The sequence below is a fragment of the Sediminicola luteus genome, from assembly GCF_002514735.1.
Classification (GTDB): domain Bacteria; phylum Bacteroidota; class Bacteroidia; order Flavobacteriales; family Flavobacteriaceae; genus HQA918.
The window spans coordinates 499,257-518,819 of the sequence record NZ_NBWU01000005.1 but is presented as its reverse complement, the minus strand read 5'-3'; the positions used below and the strand labels follow the sequence as shown (position 1 = coordinate 518,819).

12 protein-coding genes are annotated in these 19,563 nt (G+C 44.7%); 4 read left to right on the top strand and 8 right to left on the bottom strand.

What is annotated here, in order from left to right:
* Nucleotides 1-3: 3 nt before the first annotated feature.
* Complete coding sequence (locus B7P33_RS17435) at nucleotides 4-774, bottom strand: S1/P1 nuclease (RefSeq protein ID WP_097443489.1); 771 nt, start codon at nucleotides 772-774, stop codon at nucleotides 4-6.
* Between the two features lie 165 nt (nucleotides 775-939).
* Between B7P33_RS17435 and B7P33_RS17430 the strand changes: the two genes are divergently transcribed.
* The 4 genes from B7P33_RS17430 to B7P33_RS17415 all read left to right on the top strand — a co-directional run bounded on the left by B7P33_RS17430 (nucleotide 940) and on the right by B7P33_RS17415 (nucleotide 6,386).
* Entirely contained in the window at nucleotides 940-3,138 is a 2,199-nt protein-coding gene (locus tag B7P33_RS17430) for a DUF5916 domain-containing protein (RefSeq protein ID WP_245871827.1), read from the top strand.
* 279 nt (nucleotides 3,139-3,417) lie between these two features.
* Nucleotides 3,418-4,209 (top strand): HAD family hydrolase, encoded by a 792-nt coding sequence (locus B7P33_RS17425; protein ID WP_097443487.1) that lies wholly within the window; start codon nucleotides 3,418-3,420, stop codon nucleotides 4,207-4,209.
* A 127-nt stretch (nucleotides 4,210-4,336) separates the two neighbouring features.
* Nucleotides 4,337-5,635 carry a DUF819 family protein gene (locus B7P33_RS17420; protein WP_097443486.1) on the top strand — a complete coding sequence of 433 codons (1,299 nt, stop codon included), beginning with the start codon at nucleotides 4,337-4,339 and terminating at the stop codon, nucleotides 5,633-5,635.
* A 46-nt stretch (nucleotides 5,636-5,681) separates the two neighbouring features.
* Nucleotides 5,682-6,386: a DUF4369 domain-containing protein gene (locus B7P33_RS17415; protein WP_097443485.1), complete on the top strand. Its 705-nt coding sequence runs from the start codon at nucleotides 5,682-5,684 to the stop codon at nucleotides 6,384-6,386.
* Between the two features lie 71 nt (nucleotides 6,387-6,457).
* Here the strand turns inward: B7P33_RS17415 and B7P33_RS17410 are convergent, their stop codons facing one another.
* The 7 genes from B7P33_RS17410 to B7P33_RS17380 all read right to left on the bottom strand — a co-directional run bounded on the left by B7P33_RS17410 (nucleotide 6,458) and on the right by B7P33_RS17380 (nucleotide 19,554).
* Entirely contained in the window at nucleotides 6,458-6,730 is a 273-nt protein-coding gene (locus tag B7P33_RS17410; RefSeq protein ID WP_097443484.1) for a hypothetical protein, read from the bottom strand.
* Nucleotides 6,731-6,857: 127 nt separating this feature from the next.
* Nucleotides 6,858-7,817 (bottom strand): type I phosphomannose isomerase catalytic subunit, encoded by a 960-nt coding sequence (locus tag B7P33_RS17405; protein WP_097443483.1) that lies wholly within the window; start codon nucleotides 7,815-7,817, stop codon nucleotides 6,858-6,860.
* Between the two features lie 21 nt (nucleotides 7,818-7,838).
* Nucleotides 7,839-8,246, bottom strand: coding sequence for a 6-pyruvoyl trahydropterin synthase family protein (locus tag B7P33_RS17400; protein WP_097443482.1), 408 nt, complete (start codon nucleotides 8,244-8,246; stop codon nucleotides 7,839-7,841).
* Nucleotides 8,230-8,769, bottom strand: a complete 540-nt coding sequence (idi, locus tag B7P33_RS17395; RefSeq protein ID WP_097443481.1) for an isopentenyl-diphosphate Delta-isomerase — start codon at nucleotides 8,767-8,769, stop codon at nucleotides 8,230-8,232. Before idi ends, B7P33_RS17400 begins: the two co-directional genes overlap by 17 nt.
* Nucleotides 8,770-8,970: 201 nt before the next feature.
* Nucleotides 8,971-9,927: a PorP/SprF family type IX secretion system membrane protein gene (locus B7P33_RS17390; protein ID WP_245871826.1), complete on the bottom strand. Its 957-nt coding sequence runs from the start codon at nucleotides 9,925-9,927 to the stop codon at nucleotides 8,971-8,973.
* A 1-nt stretch (nucleotide 9,928) separates the two neighbouring features.
* Complete coding sequence (locus B7P33_RS17385) at nucleotides 9,929-18,220, bottom strand: DUF7507 domain-containing protein (RefSeq protein WP_097443480.1); 8,292 nt, start codon at nucleotides 18,218-18,220, stop codon at nucleotides 9,929-9,931.
* A gap of 416 nt (nucleotides 18,221-18,636) precedes the next feature.
* Nucleotides 18,637-19,554 carry a PorP/SprF family type IX secretion system membrane protein gene (locus B7P33_RS17380; RefSeq protein ID WP_172435987.1) on the bottom strand — a complete coding sequence of 306 codons (918 nt, stop codon included), beginning with the start codon at nucleotides 19,552-19,554 and terminating at the stop codon, nucleotides 18,637-18,639.
* Nucleotides 19,555-19,563: the final 9 nt, after the last annotated feature.

Here is a 19,563-nt window from a genome sequence, read left to right as displayed (position 1 = left end):
TGTTTAAAAGATATCATTTAAGAGTTTCGCCAAACGTAAACCGCCTTTATGTAGTTGGTCGCGGACAATAGGCAAAAAATCATAGCTATAGCGATATCCGATCTTTTCACCCACATTGACCGAATCGTAAATGGTATCGGCCAAATCACGTGACTCGTACATCCAGTCGTAAATGGTGCCCGCTTGTAATTTTTCACGTTCTTTTTTCTTCAGTTTCGGGTAAGTATCGGTCCATTCGGTATAACTTAAGCCCACGCCATCGATCATATTGGTATCCCACACCTTGTGTAGGTTACTACCGCGACCGTGCCATTGCAATTGAATGGTATTGCCTCCTTTATCGTCTGGGCGGCCTACATGCATGGGTTGGTGAAGATCGCCAATAAAATGCACCAACATCTTAAGATAAAATGCTTTATCCTTTTTTGAAGCATTTTCATCCTTTAGCACCTGTACACAATATTCAATACCTTTCATAAGATCGCCCTGCGGATTTTTATCGGTGTCTTCGTAACGTTCGCCTTTGCGAAGGTTAACATAATGCCAAGCATAAAACTCCTTATAGGCCCTATCCGCTTTAATCTCATCGGCATAATTGGAAACAAATGCCAAGTCTTGGCCATCGAGCAATTCGGCTATGGCCCTTTTGGTTTTACCTTTTAAATACTGTTGGGCTACTTCACCAATAACCCTATGTCCGGTCTTAGACCATTTACCTTCGTTGGCGCAAACCAACTGAACACCCAATACCAAAAGGACACAAAAACGAAACATAGTGTAAATTTTCATCAAATGTAACCATTAACTTCCATTCATAGTCAACCCTTGGTAATCCTAGAAAACCTATAGGGTAATCTGTTAACGTTAGTGTTAAAAGTTTGTGATTTTTTTAACGCTTTTAACCCCTAACTTCGCCCAATAGCTAATTCAATCAACCCAATGTTAAGATTTTCCCTAGCCATAACGATGTGCTTTGCATTTGTTATGGGGTTTGCCCAGGTAGATCATAAATCCTTCACCATAAAATACACCGATGCCCAAATAACCGTTGACGGCGCCTTGAATGAGGGGATATGGGAACAAGCCCAAAGTGCCCATAATTTCCAACAATATTTTCCGGCCGACGACATCCTTGCCATTCGTCCTACCGAGATTAAAATGTTGTATAACAACGACTATCTGTACATAGGAATCAAAGCAGAACACAAGGGCACCGAATATGTGACCCACTCTTTAAAAAGGGATTATCGGGCTGGTGGCAATGACAACATAAGTCTTTTGTTCGACACCTTTAACGATGGCACCAATGCCTTCTTGTTCGGTATCAATCCGTATGGGGTACGCCGTGAGGCCTTGATCAGTAACGGTGGTAAAGATCTAAGGGGTTTCACCACTTCCTGGGATGTAAAATGGCAAGGCGAATCAAAAATATACGACGACCATTATATTGCCGAAATGGCCATTCCCATGACCTCCTTTAAATTCAAGGAAGGCGAGACTAAATGGCGCTTTAACAGTTACCGTTTCGATATTGAGGCAAACGAACGTTCTACTTGGATCGCCATACCACAAAACCAATTGATTTTTAACCTGGCCTTTATGGGCGATATGGTCTTTGAAAAGCCTTTGGGTAAAAGCCGAACGCCTATGGCTTTGATTCCATACACCAATTTTAGGGCCCAGCGCGATTCGGAAAACGATGAAAGCGAGGTTAAAATGAGCGTGGGAGGCGATGCTAAATTCTCCATAGGTAATTCAATGAACCTCGACTTAACGGTAAACCCCGATTTCTCTAATGTTGAGGTCGATAACTTGGTAACCAACCTTACTCGTTTCGAGATTGCGTTACCTGAAAGAAGACAATTCTTTATAGATAACAGCGACCTTTTTGGCAGTTTCGGTGGCGGGCGCGATGCCAACCCCTTTTTCTCGCGTAGGATCGGTATTGCCAAAGACACTTCTGGCACCAATATAGAGAACAGGATCATAGCCGGTGCCCGATTAAGTGGTAAACTGAACGAAGATTGGCGTTTAGGGGTATTGAGCGTACAGACCGAAAAAGATGCCGCCAACGAGATTGCCTCTAACAACAATTCGATGATCGCCCTACAACGTAAAGTATTCGCGCGTTCTAATATCAGTATGTTCTTTATTAACCGACAGGCTTTTGGTGATGACGATTTTTTAGCCGAGGAAGATCGCTACAACCGGGTTTTCGGAATTGATTACAACCTGGCCTCTGCTGACAATTCATGGAACGGTAAATTTTACGCCCACAAATCATTTGAACCGGGCGAAGGCCATGATAAAGATTTGAGTTTAGGAGCCTTTGCCATACACGAAAAACGAAATTACAACCTGTTCTTAGATGCGGTTTATGTGGGGGATGATTTCCGATCCGACCTTGGCTTTATCAGACGTACCGATATCGTAAAATTTGCTAGTGGCGGCGAATACCGTATTTGGCCCAAAAAAGGCATCATAAACCGTCATATTTTTGAGATGTTCGGTACCTCTACCTATCGCCCTACCCTCGACTACCAAAACACCGATTACTCCCTTTTGCCCGCATATATCGTAGAATTTAAGAACCAATCAGAATTTGAGGCCCAGGCGAGGCATAGGTATGTCTACCTCTCCAGCGATTTCGACCCCACGGGAACCGATGGGGTTCCGTTACCGGCCGATAGTGATTACAGCTTTACCACTTTTGCGCTGCGTTACCGTTCGGATAGAAGCCGGAATTTCTCCTTTTTTGTAGAGCCTTCCTACGGGAGTTTTTTCAATGGTGACAAAACCTCATTGGAAGCCGTTGTTACCTACAGGATACAGCCCAAGGCACAATTCTCATTGGCCATGAATTACGACCATATCGAATTGCCGGCCCCCTATGCTTCTGCCGATATTTGGTTGGTAAGCCCGCGTGTAGAGCTCACCTTTAGCAAATCCATATTCTGGACTACCTTGGTACAATATAGTAACCAGCAAGATAACTTTGGCATCAATTCGAGGTTACAGTGGCGTTTTGCCCCGCTCTCGGATATTTATTTGGTGTATACCGACAATTATTTTGTAAATGTATTCGAACCCCGCAACCGTTCGATCAATTTAAAGTTCACGTATTGGCTTAACATTTAAGTACAGAGCCATCAGAAATTTAATGGCTTCAGACGAAAAGAGCAAAGAACAAAGAATAAATACTACAAAACAAGGCGCTTGTTTTTTGCCCTCCGTTAACCCAAACGAATCTGACAACCTTATCATCCCTAGTTTAATTAGGTGTTTTCACTTAAAAGAAAGCACAGAACATGGAGTATCAAATAGTCCAGATCCATCCGAGAAAATGTCAAATATCTAATTTCGGGTTACTTTTGATTTAAGAGTTTTTGGTTGTTGGCAATTCATTAAGTTTGCCGCATGGAAATAGCAGCGGTTTGTACGGATTTAGATGGAACTTTCCTGTCCCTAAAAAACGATATTACCGAATACTCGGTACGACAAATACAAAAGATAAAGGATAGGTTCCCTATTGTATTGGCTTCGGCCCGGAGTCCGAAGTCTATGTTATACCTTCAAAAACGGATGCATATCGTGGGGCACCCCATGATCTGTTATAACGGTACTTTGATCTATAACGAGGGGCATTTTTCAGATTTGGCCACCATACCCCACAACCAAGCCTTGGAAATACATCTTGAGTGTAAAAAACTGGGCATTCATCTCGGATTGTACTATCAAGACAAATGGTTGGTTCCGACAGATAGTGAACGGGTACAAAAAGAGATTTTTAATACTCGAACCGAACCCCAATACCAAGAAACGGGCAAAAGCCTAAAAGAACATAGTCCTCTTGGCTGGCATAAACTAATGCTGATGGGCACTAAAACCACGGCCGATGCCATTCAGCCTCTTTTAGAGAAACGTTTTCACGGCGATCTTCACATATACCGATCTAACGACACCCTAATCGAGATAGCCCCCGCAGGCGTTTCTAAACTAACCGCTTTAGAACAAATCTTAGGACGGGACGGGGTGGGCAACACCCTAGCTTTTGGCGATAATTACAACGATATGGAACTGATGGCCGCAGTAGGTAAAAGTGTGGCGGTGGCCAATGCCAGGCCCGAGGTACTTCAACTCGCCGACGACCATTGTGGCGCCTGTAAAGAAGATGGTGTCGCCTATTATTTGGCCTCTTTTTTCAATTAAAGCACCCAAATTGAAGTATTCATAAAAATCATAGTAGAATTTTGGGAATATTGGCCAACTATTCCTTCCAGGCCATTTTAGGGTGGGCAATTGTTGTTATATTTGAGGGTTCACCAAAAAAGGCTGTATGGCTCCAATGATTACTGACGACCGGGTAGTATTCGGTCTTTTGGCCCTCTGTTTGGGCTTTGTTTTTTATACCTCCTCCAAACAAACCGGATTCTGGAAAAAATTCTACGGCATTATTCCCGGAGTATTGATGTGTTATATGCTACCGGCCGTTTTCACCTCCTTCGGTATCATAGCACCAGATTGGGAAACGGTAGATGCCGCTGGTGAAACCGTAAAGGAGAAATCGCATTTATACGATATGGCCAAATGGTATTTATTACCGGCCGCCTTGGTTTTAATGACCTTGAGCATAGACCTAAAGGGCATCGTAAATCTGGGCCCAAAGGCATTGATCATGTTTTTTACTGGAACCGCCGGAATCGTAATCGGTGGGCCTCTGGCTATATTATTGATTTCCATTTTCTCCCCGGAAACGGTTGGTGGCAATGGTTTCGATGCCGTTTGGCGTGGGCTTGCCACCATTGCCGGTAGTTGGATCGGGGGCGGGGCCAACCAGGCGGCCATGCTGGAGATCTTTAAATACAACCCCGATAAGTTCAGTGGCATGGTACTTATAGACGTGGTGGTAGCCAACATCTGGATGGCCTTCCTACTTTTTGGGGCGGGCCGATCCGAAGCCATAGATCGTTGGCTAAAGGCCGATACCTCTGCCATTACGGCATTGAAGGAAAAGGTCTCGGAATTTGCCGAGCGTATTACCCGCGTACCTACCCTTACCGATTATATGGTTATGTTTGGCATCGCCTTTACCGCAGTGGGGCTCTCCCATTTCTTTGGGGAATCCTTGGGGCCATTTATGAAAAATAGCTTCGAATCGGTACGGGACGATAAGAGTTTCCTTTCCTTTATGGGCTCTAGTTTCTTTTGGATGGTGGTCATTGCCACCACGATCGGTATACTGCTTTCTTTTACTAGAGCAAAGGATTATGAGGGTGCGGGCGCCAGTAAGATAGGCGGAATCTTTATCTACATTTTGGTAGCCACCATTGGTATGAAAATGGACCTCACTCGTATTTTCGAAAACCCAGGACTAATTCTGATCGGTTTGGTTTGGATGGCCATACATGCCGGCTTGTTGATTTTAGTAGCCAAATTGACCAAATCGCCCTTCTTCTTTTTAGCGGTAGGTAGTCAGGCCAATGTGGGTGGTGCGGCTTCTGCACCAGTGGTAGCAGGCGCTTTCCATACCTCTTTGACCTCGGTCGGGGTTTTACTGGCGGTTTTCGGTTATGTAGCCGGTACCGGTGGCGCTTTGCTATGTGCCTACCTTATGGAAATAGCCTCGAATTTTTAGGGAAATCGTATAGTTTAATGCATATTTGCCACCCAAATACCAAATGATGAAAAATACGATATGGGCCTTTTTGGCCATAATTCTGATAGCCGCCTGTTCTTCTGGGCCATCTGCCAACGAAATGATGGTTAGCGGAAATGTAAAAGGATTGAAAAAAGGGGTATTATACCTACAACATATTCAAGATACCGCCTTGGCCACTTTAGACTCATTGGTAATTGAAGGCAATGGGCAGTTCAGTTTTACCGTACCTGTAGAAAGCCCTGAGGTTTTTTATCTATACCTAAAGAAGGAAGATCATAACGAGGTTAACGACCGCATCGTTTTTTTCGGTGAACCCGGTACCGTTACCATTGACACCAAATGGAATACCTTCGATATAAATCCGACCATAAGTGGTTCTACCACCCACGAAAAATTTGCCGAATACCAAGATGTATTGTCTAAATTCAATAAAAAGGATCTAGAACTGTTCCGGGCCAAAATGAATCCGGAAATTTTACGCGATAGTGTATTGGTAGATTCCATGGATGCACTCTTGAACCGTAACGCCCTACGAAGTGTATTGTATTCCTTGAACTTTGCTTTGAACAACAAAGACTCGTACATCGCACCTTATGTAGCCTTGTACGAAGTACCAGATGCCAAGAAAATCTATTTGGACTCCATCTATAACAATCTCAGTGCCGAAGTAGCCGCTTCTAAATATGGGCTAGGCTTAAAGAAGCTGCTGGATACCAAAACAGAATAAACATTACCTAAATGTTTAATGTAAAAAAGGCGCCCAATCGGCGCCTTTTCTATTTTAGAATTGCAACGGAACTAGGCCGCCAAAGCATTGATTTTTTCAACCAATGCGATCGCTTTTTCTTCTAGCTCTCCTCGTAAAGCCTTAAAGTGGGCCTTTTTATCTTCAACATCTTTTTGGTTTACCTTGGCCATAAGCTCATCGAACACGGCGATAGCCCCATCGATAATCTCAGTACCGGCCTCAGAATTGGCGTTACCTGTGCTCATCTCCCAGAAATAAACCGAGTCGATCAAGTCGCCCAACACATAATTGATGTCTTTTTTCAAATTTCTAACACTTGCCATAATATGGAATTTTGCACAAAATTACGTTTTTGGGGGCACATAGGTGTTTTTCGCGCCCATATTTAACGTTGCCTTTAACTCCCCAGCCAGTTCGTTCAGTGGTGGTCTGCAATAAGGTTTTGTCTTTTTATACGGTTACCTCCAACAATTTACATCCCTTGGTTTCGATCTTTACAAAATCGGAACTGGCGGGCATTAAAACGGTCTCTCCTTTAACCAAGGTTGCCACACCTTCTTGGTTCGAGATCGTGGCCGCACCGTCTACACACATATAAATCCTAAAGTTAGCCGCGGGTCCGTAGGTTACCTCAGCATCCAATTCTAGATAATTGGTGTTGAAATACGGGCATTGGACCATGGTATTGGTTTCGTTCTTTGCCGTAGGATAACTTACCTTAAAGTCGTCTTTTTTGGTAAAATCCATGGCGTCTAATGCCAATTCGGTATGTAGCTCCCTTAGGTTGCCTTCTTTGTCCCTACGGTCAAAATCATACACACGGTAGGTAACGTCACTGGTCTGCTGTATTTCGGCCAAAAGCACCCCTGCCCCTATGGCATGTATTTTTCCGGTATTGATAAAAAAGGTACTACCGCTTGCGACATCTTCGTAGTTGAGCAAATCCAGTAAGGTGCCTTTTTCCAAACTTTCTTGATACTCTTCCTTACTAACATCGCGATTAAAGCCAACGATTAATTGGGCCCCGGGGTCAGCATCCATCACATACCACATCTCTGTTTTCCCAAAAGAATTATGGCGTTCCTTGGCCAAGGCATCATTCGGGTGTAATTGTATGGAAAGATCTTGTTTGGCGTCAATGAATTTAATTAGGATCGGGAAATCTTTTCCGAAACGGTCCAAAACGGACTGTCCTAAAAGATCGGCCCCATACATTTCGATTAGATCGTTAAGGTTACGGTTGGCCAACGGGCCTTCGGCCACGACCGATACATCGCCGGGTACGCCCGAAAGTTCCCAACTTTCACCGGTAATATCGGACTCGGACGGTTTATTGAAACGATCCTTTAATTTGGTGCCTCCCCACAGGCGTTCCTTTAAAATGGGGGTAAATTTCAATGGGTATAACATGGGAAAATTTTTGGTTCGTATTTAACCGGAATAAGTCACGAAATTTCGGGGGGTCTCATACAAAACGACCTCCAATTCCTTATCCGTTGCAATAAAAGGCCGAAGCTTATTCCAGATCACGACGGCAATATGTTCGGCCGTGGGGTTTAGGTTTTTAAATTCTGGCACCTCAAGATTAAGGTTTTTATGGTCGAAAGCCTGTTCGATATGGGTATAGATCAGTTCTTTCAACACCTTCATGTCCATTACGAAACCGGTAGTCTCGTCTATTTCGCCCCGTACACTGACCACAAGGTCGTAATTATGGCCATGGTAATTGGGATTACTACACTTACCAAAAACCGCTTTGTTCTTGGCATCGTCCCAGTCGGGCCTATGCAGACGATGGGCGGCATTGAAGTGAGCTTTTCTACTAACTTTTACCTTCATAACGATGGGCTTCTAAATGATGGTACGATTTTTCAAAAATAATCTTGAACCATGCCGTATACCTATCTGGGTTTGCAGCCATATCGGTTTTAACGGCATCGAGGTCCATCCATTTCCAGGCGGCCACTTCTTCAGGGTTGATATTCGGTTCCAATTCGGAATAGCCTACCATAACATGATCCAATTCATGCTCGGTAAGTCCGTTATCGAAAGGAGCTTTATAGATAAAAGAAAACAATTCTTTGAGCTCTACCTCAAACCCCATTTCTTCACGAAGTCGACGTTTACCCGCCCCTATATTGGTCTCCCCTTCCCGTTGATGACTACAACAGGTATTGGTCCATAACAAAGGGGAATGGTATTTATGGGCGGCCCGTTGTTGCAACATTAACTGGCCTTTTTTGTTCAAAACAAAAACCGAAAAGGCCCTATGTAATACCGCTTTTTCGTGGGCTTCCATCTTCTCCATGGTACCTATGACCTCGTCTTGGGCATTTACTAAAAGTACACGCTCTTCGCTCATATATCAAAAATAGGTTTAATCAACTATACGTCTGAAATAAACAAATGAACAGCCAATTAATTCAAATAAAAAAGCCCTCTATCGGGTTTCAGTCGATAAAAATAAAACCTTTAAGGCAGATACGGGGGCAATTAACAAAAAAAGCACCCCGAAGGGTGCTTGGATCCAGTATCAACATTAATCCCACTTCACCAACACACCCTAGAAAAATCTAGGGGATTTTAAGAATCTACTGGATTTATCCATAAAATCGTATCTCAAGATTACCTCAAAAGAGCCATCGTTAAAGGCCGTATTGCCCAATTCGGTCACCTCCCTATCATAAGCGAGTCCCAAAAACAAACCATCTCCGATATGAAATCCGGCCAGGGCACTTAGAGCGGCATCCCACCTATAGGCGGCCCCAAGGACAAAACGGTCACGCAACATAAAATTCAATGACATATCTACTTGTAATGGGGCCCCTTTTACCGCTTTGGTAAGCAAGGCAGGTTTTATTTTTAAATTTGGATTGGCTTCAAAGATATAACCCGTAATCAAGTACCAATGCATACGCTCGGTGGCGGTGGCCAAACTTGAGGAATCGAAATGTTCGGTTTCCAATATTCGGGGTACCGATAGCCCTAAATAGAATCGGTCGGTATGATAATACAGTCCGGCCCCTATATTGGGTGAAAACCGATTATGGATATCGTTTTGCAATACGGCATCATCGGGATCATAACTGTTGAGCTCCGAAAATCGCACATCCAAAAGGTGCCCACTGGCCTTTAGACCGAAGGATAGATCCGCGGCAACATTTAATGGTATCGTATAGGAAAAATCGATATCGAAGGCCGTCTCTTGGGTGGGCCCCACCTTATCGGTTACAATGGAAAGCCCTAAGCCAATACCCGATTCCCCTATGGGTGCTTGCGCATTCAAGGTGGCGGACTCTGGGGCCCCATCTACCCCAACCCACTGGTTACGGTATAAGGCGGCCAAACTTAATTGTCCGCGGGTACCGGCATAGGCCGGATTGATCCCTTGGGTATTGTACATATATTGGGTATACTGGGCATCTTGTTGGGCCCAACTAGTAAGGCTTAACAAGGGAATTACCAGTACCAACAGTTTTTTGAACTGTGGCATTTTTTTTTGCATCATGGTCAACTTCATCTTATCTGTTAATGTATAGGTAGCCTGTTCGCTGCTTATCTTGGTCTTGGTCGTTTACATAGTCGAGCACATAGAAATAAGATCCGACCGGTAATTTATTATCGGTAGCCAAAGTGGCCCGTGCGGTAGAGCTTCCGTCGAATAGACCGTTTCTATTATCGTATCCCCTTTTCTCGAAAACCAAGACCCCCCATCGGTTATAAACTCTCAATGTATTATCGGGGTAGAATTCTATACCCTCTATGCGTAAGACATCATTTTTACCATCGTTATTGGGGGTGATGGCATTGTAAACCGATATTCCATCGTCTGGACCTTCAGGTTTAACATTTTGATCGAGATAATCGGGAATACCATCAAAATCGGCATCGTCATTACTAAAATCACCGTTTCCATCAACATCTTCCCTTCGGGTTGGTATGCCATCATTATCGTCATCGGTATCCCGGTAATCTACCTCATCCGAGGCATCGGAATTAGGCAAGTCGTTCATTGGATCGTCCAAGGCATCGTTGACATCGATATCATTGAGGTTCCCCGACTCGAAAGCATCATCCAATCCGTCACCATCAGTATCTACTCCTAATAGGGTAACATCGGGCAAGCCATTTTTATCGCGATCATGGGCTTCGATATTATCTCTTACCCCATCGTTATCACTATCTTCATCCAAATAATCCGGAAGGTCGGTTCCATCGGTATTGATTGGTGTTAATCCTGTTCCATTTATCTCATAGGCATCATCCAATCCGTTTCCGTTCGTATCGTTGCCAGATGGTGGAATGTACCCTAAAGTGGTTTGAGCCTCCACATTATCCGGGATGCCATCATTATCCGAATCTATATCTAAATAATCGGGAATACCATCGGCATCAGAATCCGTAGGGTCGGTTGCAGGATTATCGTCTCCATCCAAATTCAGATCTTCCCAAGCATCTAAAATGCCGTCATTATCTTCATCGAGATCCGGTAAGGTTCGTATTATGGTAGCATTGTTGGCCCCTGCCATTGTAGAGTCAGGGTCGGAAAGGTCAGTAATAAGGTTTCCGTTCGGCTCATTTGCCGAAACTTCGGCCTGATTACTGATTGTTCCGGAATCGACATCGGTTTGGGTTAGGATGTATTCGGCACTAAAAATAAGGGGGGCAGAACCAACATTCAAATCAACCACTTCGCCAGCATTCAGGTTCTGGCCCCCGCTTACATAGACAGGATTAGGTACAGTACCCTGTCCGCCAAACACAACTTCCCTTAGGTTTATATCGTATAATCGGGTATTACCCAAATTGTATATTTCAAATTGATAGCGCACTACGTCACCGGCTTGGTTTCCTATACCACTGACATAGGTAGCCGTTTTAATTAATCCAATGCCCGATTGAGACCCCAATTGAAGCAAAGTAGGGTCGTTGGTAGGGTCACCATCGGTATTCCCCGTGCCATCGGGGGTCTCCAGGGTCTCGTCTCCGGCATCGGATACATCGCTGACATCATCGGTACCGTTGGGACTATCGCCTGTGGCCGTGGCCGAGTTCTCTACATATCCCCGATCCAAATCGGACTGGGTTATGGTATGTTGCGCCACCACGTTCATGGTGGCTCCTGGGGCCAAACTAGCGATCGGACTACCGGATATGATCGTCGCATGGGCATCGGTCACCTCGATATCGCTCAGGGTTACGTTACCCGTATTGGTGACCACCAAAGTATATTCAACAACATCGTTCAAGGCCGTACCGGGTGTGGTCACCGTTTTAGTCAGGGTTATTTCCGGGTTGGCCGGTAATACGCTTAGAGTAGGATCGTTGGTAGGGTCACCATCGGTATTGCCTTCCCCATCCGGGGTCTCCAAAGTCTCGTCCCCGGCATCGGAAACATCGCCGACATCATCGTTACCAATGGGACTATCACCCGTGGCCGTGGCCGAATTCTCTATGTACCCCCGATCCAAATCGGACTGGGTTATGGTATGTTGCGCCACCACGTTTATAGAAGCACCCGGGGCCAGACTGGCAATAGGGCTTCCGGATACTATTATGCCATTTACATCAGTTACTTCGATATCCGTCAGGGTCACATTCCCCGTATTGGTTACCACCAAAGTGTATTCGATCAACTCGTTCAAGGCCGTACCAGATGCGGTCACCGTTTTTATCAAGGTCAATTCCGGGTTGGCCGGTAGTAAATTCAAAGTAGGATCGTTGGTAGGGTCACCATCGGTATTGCCTTCCCCATCCGGGGTCTCCAAAGTCTCGTCCCCGGCATCGGAAACATCGCCGACATCATCGTTACCAATGGGACTATCACCCGTGGCCGTGGCCGAGTTCTCTACATAACCTCGATCCAAATCGGATTGGGTTATGGTATGTTGCGCCACTACGTTTATGGAGGCACCCGGAGCCAGACTGGCGATCGGAATACCGGATACTATCGTCGCATTCGCATCGGTCAACTCGATATCCGTCAGGGTCGCATTACCCGTATTCGTTACCACAAGGGTGTATTCGATTACATCGTTCAAAGCGGTACCGGATGTGGTAACCGTTTTGGTCAAGGTCAAGCCAGCATTTTGGATCACTGGGGTTGAGGTTGAACTAGTTACCGTAGCAGTCTCATTACTATCTATATCAATACTATTGATGAGATCTGTACCGGCATTTATATCGGCTTGGGTTACCGTATAGGTTGCCGTATACATCCAAGTCTCACCCACTTCCAAAATTCCATTGGCAGTGCCGCTCTCAGTAGCCATACTCAGGGTTCCCGTTCCTGCTCCCGGATAGTTCTCCGTTGGAACGATTCCGGTAATATCCGTGGTTCCAGTATTGCTAATGGTGATGGTATACGTCAATACCTCTCCCGCAGCGGTAACCGGACTTGGCCCAGCCGACTGAATCTTATTGACCGAAAAACTGCAGGTATTTAGTGTCAGGGTTACAGGGGTTCTGTTTGTACTTGTACAAGAGCTTGCAGTATTTTCAGATTCAGCATAATATGTTGCTGTACCCACTACGCTTAAACTTGGGTCGGCGACTTGGTTTCCACCCGTTAAGGCATCATACCAAATCAAATTCTCACCTACACCCACAGTGGCACTTGCCGTTAAAACCATACCTGCCGAAGAACATTGGGTCTGATCCCCACCACTTGTTGGGGCTGCTGGAAGAGCATGATTGGTCAGCACCACCTCATCAGAACTATCGGCGCAATTACCATTGGAAATCGTCCAACGCACAGTAGCCGTTGCCGAAGTCAAGTTTATGGGAGATGTGGGGGAGGTATCATCAGTAATCGAGGCCGTTCCACTGACCACAGTCCATTGACCCGTACCTACCGTTGGGGCATTGCCAGCCAAGGTAAAATTGGTATTGTTGCAGTTTTCTTGGTCCAGGCCTGCCTGGGCCACGGTGGGTAACCCATGATTGGTCAAAACCACATCGTCGGTACTATCGGTACAGCTGCCGTTGGAGATCGTCCAACGCAAAGTAGCCGTTGCTGAGGTCAAGTTTATGGTGGAAATGGGTGATGAAGTATCGGTAATCGTGGCCGTACCATTGACCACAGTCCATTGACCCGTACCTACTGTTGGCGCATTGCCCGCCAAGGTAAAATCGGCATCGTTGCAGTTTTCTTGGTCTATTCCTGCCTGGGCCACGGTAGGTAAAGTATGGTTAGTCAATACCACATCATCGGTACTATCGGTACAACTGCCATTGGAGATCGTCCAACGCAAAGTGGCCGTCGTGGAAGTCAAGTTTATGGTGGAAATGGGTGATGCAGCATCGGTAATCGTGGCCGTACCATTGACCACAGTCCATTGACCCGTACCTACCACAGGGGCATTGCCAGCCAAGGTAAAATCGGCATCGTTACAGTTTTCTTGGTCTATACCAGCCTGAGCCACGGTGGGCAAGGCATGATTGGTCAAAACCACATCATCGCTACTATCGGTGCAGCTACCGTTGGATATGGTCCAACGTAAAGTAGCCGTGGCCGAAGTCAAGTTTATGGTAGAAATGGGGGATGCAGCATCGGTAATCGTAGCTGTACCGCTAACTACCATCCATTGACCGGTACCTACCACAGGGGTATTCGCTGCCAAGGTAAAATTGGCATCGTTACAGTTTTCTTGGTCCAGGCCTGCTTGGGCCATGGTGGGCAAGGCATGATTGGTCAATACCACCTCATCGGTACTATCGGAACAGCTGCCGTTGGAGATCGTCCATCGTAAAGTAGCCGTTGGCGAAGTCAAGTTTATAGTGGAAATGGGAGAGGTCGCATCGGTAATCGTCGCGGTACCGCTGACTACCGTCCATTGACCGTTGCCAACCGTTGGGGCATTCGCTGCCAAGGTAAAATTGGCAGCGTTACAGTTTTCTTGGTCTAGACCTGCGTTGGCCGTAGTGGGTAGGCCATAAACCGTTAAACGAACAGAATCTGATACTAAACCACAACTGTTATCACTGCTGCTAACATGCACCCTATATTGGTTACCATCTTGCCCTATAATTAGATTATTAAGGCTTAAACTTGGGTTGGTTTCCCCTGGAATGTCGACAAAACCAGAGCCTGAATCTAGCTGCCATTGATAGTTCAGGGCTGAACTGGCATTGGCCTGTATCGTAAATGTTACATTTCCGTTCTCACAATTTTCTTGGTCTGTCGGTTGTGTGGCAATACTCACTGTATCGGCGGTTATAACCGCTGTATTATTCCCTTGTGGGCTTCCTGAATTTGTTGGTACGCCTTGAGCATTGACAGTACCTTCATCGGCATCGGCCAAATTTTGGCTGGAGGTCAAATCGGAAATCACAAAGTTACCTGCTCCTTCCATAGCATCAGGACAACCATCGTTATCAGAGTCCACATCTAAATAATCTGGAAAAGCATCTCCATCAGTATTGGCGCAATTAGTTTCCAACGCAGAAAAACGGAAGCCTTCTATACTCCTTCCGTCTTGAGCATTAATGGTAAATTTTGTAGCTCCTTTTGGGAAAATGATGGACCATTCTAAGGCATTGTTTAGCCATACCCCTGATGGATTCAAACCAGGATGCGAGCCAGGAACTTGAACGGGCTGTGTAAATGTCCCTCCACTCTGAAGAATATTTATTTCTGTAGATCCATCTGCTCCCTTGAGTTGATCCAATGGGTCTAATAAAATAGCCATACCGGGAACCGGATTGCCGCCATCATCTGTCCAACTAATAGTGTATGTTCCAAATCTAGAACCGAAATCAATTGGGGGTGCAATTTGGGTATCGGCGTCTAAATAACCGAACAAACTTAATTGCATCTCACTTGTTGCAGGAACACCATTCAATTCAAAATCAGCGACTACATTGTAATCATCTCCGTTATACTGAAAGAATAGCTCATTGTTACTGGAATTTCCAGAATCCATCACATGACCGTTAACCCCAGAAAATGTATTAGTTATTTCCCAATTCACTGTGGCCCCAGATAAGGGTAACTGCATCGTACCATCAGTAGGGGTATTAAAGGTAATATTAGTAGGTTTATCTTGTGCACATTCATTGACATCAAGTATACCATCATTATCATCGTCTAAATCCGAAATATCATCTATTCCATCTTCATCTGAATCCTCAATCACGGTGATGGTAACTATAGCCGTATCAGTATTCCCATCAACATCGGTTAGGGTATAAATGAATGTATCAATTCCATTAAAATTAACAGCTGGGGTATACTGGATAAAATCATCCAGAGGGTTGTTGGGTGTTCCGTTATCCTGTACTTGGATTGTACCCCCTTGAGAAGAACTAGCACTAGGAATACTTAACGTCGGAATTGCCGGACCATCAGCACCAATTATATCATTGTTCAATACCAGTATATCCAGTTGTTGGTCTTCACCTATTTGGCTTTGGTCGTCCTGGGCTTCTGGCACACTATCACAGGGATCGGCAATTCCATCACCATCCGTATCCGGATCGGCCGTGTTCGGGTTTTGGTCTACATCGTTCAAACACCCATCACAATCTAAGTCGAAAGGCGGACAAGCTGTGGGACAACTGGCCCCATCATTAATGGTAGTGGGTTGGGAATTGGCTACAAAAGTAGCACAGGGTGTAGGGCTATCGTACCCATCAATACGATAGAGTCCCCCGAAATTATCGGCAAAATAAAGATCGTTAGTGTTGCTTACAAAGGTTGCTCCGAAATGAATCCCTCCAAGGTCGGTACCGTTACAATTTAGAATTGGTTTGGTAACCACATTCCCCGTTGCAATTTCCATATCGAGAAATACGTCATCTTTTAAACCATAAATATGACCATTGATAATTCCGATATCCGAAGCATCAAAATTAGTTCCAACCAGGGTCGAGCTTCCGTTGGTCAGGTTTATTCGATAAACACTAATGCCATTTTTCACGTATAGATATCCATTTTGAATATCTCCCGCAATGGTTGGGCCAACTAGATTGGTAGGGAATAATCGAAGAAGTTTGCCCGTAGCATCAATTTGAACCAAATCATTCACAGCTATGGCATTTCCGAAAGAATCGACTCCTGCAGCTGTGGGAATACCATAGATAAGGTTGTCATTAGTATTGAAACCAATAGCATTTATACGGGTTGGTGAAGCGGAACCAATATCGGTATATTGCCCATTGGATGGGTCAAATACTTTTAATTGACCATTTATTATTTGGTAAAAAGCCGGGCTACAATCAAAGGGTGTCATATTTTGGACCGCCAATGAAAAAACTTCCCCATCCGAAAAAGAGATATTATCGAATCGGGCTACATTCCCAACTATTTGAGCGACATTAACAAGGCGAATGTTGCCATCAGTAAAATCGCCATTACCATCTTCGTCAATTATCAACTTCAGGGTCTTATCATTCAAGTTGGTAAGACTAATCCCCGCGATATCCAATTGTAATGAAACGTTACTAATCCCGGCCATTCGAATACCATCTGAGGCCATTTGCACTTTCCATTCCCGAGCTATTCGAGAAGTAACTATTGAAGGTAGTTCGGTCGTTGTTTCGGTAAGATTCCCGTGGTCATTTGCCCAAATCAATGAATTCCGGCTACCCGAAAAGCCCGGTCTGGACCCTCCTAGGTTATCATTGTTAAAATCGGAATTCGAAGCCATGGTTACACGGCTTCCAGAGTGTATACTACTCGAAATCCGCTGATCCAAACCGAAAAATACATCCTTCGCCAGACCGGAAATCCCATATCGATATTGGGAATTCCTATTCCAAATAATTACGCCTTGCGAATCGCGGTAATCGTAATTGGTGTTTCCTACCACAGAACCCAGTTGATTATTCGTATTGGCATTTAGGGTAATGCCATATTTTAATGCCAGGTAAGATTCGACCCTTTGGCGTTGATTGGTCGATAAAACAGAATTATATACCAACAATTCAGCCACTCTTCCGTTAAGGCTGTTGGTTGATGAAGTATTACTGAAATGCTCCCCTATACGCACTAAACTAGCCGTTGGACGTCCATTTCCAAGATTATTCACGGTAGTAGAACCCCTATTCTGGGTTCCGTTAACATGAGACCTGATTGTAGTGTTACTAGTCCCATTACTATTACGGGTAACCGTACCAATGGTAGGCCTACCGTTTAAATTTACATTACCTGTAAAAAAGTAATCTCCTTGCGATCCACCCCCAAAAGCCAGTCGGTTATTGTTGGCAACACCTATCGAAAAATCGGAACGGGAATTACTGGGGCCACCCCCCGAAGGGTTGGAAATGTCTCCCCCATACAACAATCTTTGATTGTATTGTTGTGTACCTGAACCTTGAGCGGCAAAAACTACGAAAACACTTTGATCGTTTAGTCCATTTGGACTTTGAAACTGAATCGCATCTCCAGCACCACTACCGTTAAACCGAATTACCGGGTTATAATTAATATTATTGGCCGCATTTCTTCTAAACAAAGGTAAACCGGGAAGCGAGTTTTCGTTTTGACCGGGATGGGCAGATGCGCCTCCACCATTCTGACTACCATTGGCCGTAGCTTGGTCAAACCAGTTGGTAACCGTAGTTCCATTACCAGGAACACCAGAAGACGCATTTACCGCATTATCCGCTTTTACCCATATTATGGGCTGTTGTTGTGCAACAGTTGTAAAAATGCATAGGCCGGCCAATAGATAAAAACCAATGATTTTCTTTTTGGACCACCGGCTATCGGTCGAATTTGGCTTGTTGGTATGATTTGTTTTCACACAGCATTCCCCCACCTGTGGTGGGGAGAGGGTACAGACTACCCTCTCACTCACAGCATTTAACATAGGACTTGGTTAAGCTTACTATTTATCGGATAGATGTTGTGCCAATTCTCCGATAAAATGTAAGATTATTACGGTCAAATGTAATATTGATTAGACACAAGGGGCTAATAATTGTTGTGAAAAAGTAGGAAATAGAAGAGAAAGTGTATGAAAACGACTATAACTCGAGAGTAAAATAGAGGGAAACACCCTCAAAAAAAAGCATTATCCATTCTTTTATGGAAAATATCCCTTGCCTTTGGAAAATGAAAGGACGATACCTAATAGCTAGACATTCTAGAACCAACCGTATTCTATCTGTCTCGACTCATAAATTACCTATTACAAACTTAAGCATCCAAAATTACTTTAGACGATGCCTATAAAAACGTAAATATTAGAACAAAAATTTGATTAAACATGACAACAATGCCTTATCAAAAGAAACGAGGAGAACGTAGGCCTCTGTAAGCCGGTTTAATAAAGTCGTAGCGTAAGATTACTTCAAATGAACCATCATTAAAGGCGGTGTTACCAAGCTCTGTGGTTTCTTTGTCATAGGCCAACCCAAGAAACATACCTTCTTTGATATAAAAGCCAGCCATGGCACTCCAAGCGGCATCCCAGCGATACGCTCCTCCCAAAACAAAACGATCGCTGAACAAAAAATTCAAAGAGGCATCTACCTGTAAGGGAGCACCACTTACCGCCTTGGTTAGTATGGCAGGTTTCATTCGTACCTGGGGACCTATATCGGCTACATAACCTGCGATAAGGTAGATATGCATACGTTCGGCAGCTACAGAACCACTGGAAGAATCGAAATGTTCGGTTTCGAGAATACGCGGGGTCGAGATACCGGCATAGAATCTGTCGGTATGGTAATACACCCCGGCCCCAATATTCGGCGACAATTTATTATCTATGTTCTGCTGCAAACTTGTATCGGGGAATTCTTGATTGAGGTCGGTAAACCTAACATCTAATAGGTGTACACTGGCCTTTAATCCAAATGATAGATTGGCCGAACCGCTTAAGAATATGGTATATGAGGTATCGAAATCTACAAAAGTCTCATCGCTTGGGCCTATTTTATCATTTACAATAGACAAACCCAATCCCATACCTCCATAACCAATTGGGGTATGTAGGCCAAACGTCCCTGTCTGGGGTGCCCCTTCAAGACCAAACCATTGGCTCCTGTATAAGGCTGCCACACTCAAATGCCCACGAGACCCTGCATAACCAGGGTTTACACTCATGGTATTGTACATATATTGGGTATATTGGGCATCTTGTTGAGCCCAGGTAAAGGTGGTCAGGCCAATACAAAACATTAGGCACAGCCTATGCATGAAAGATTT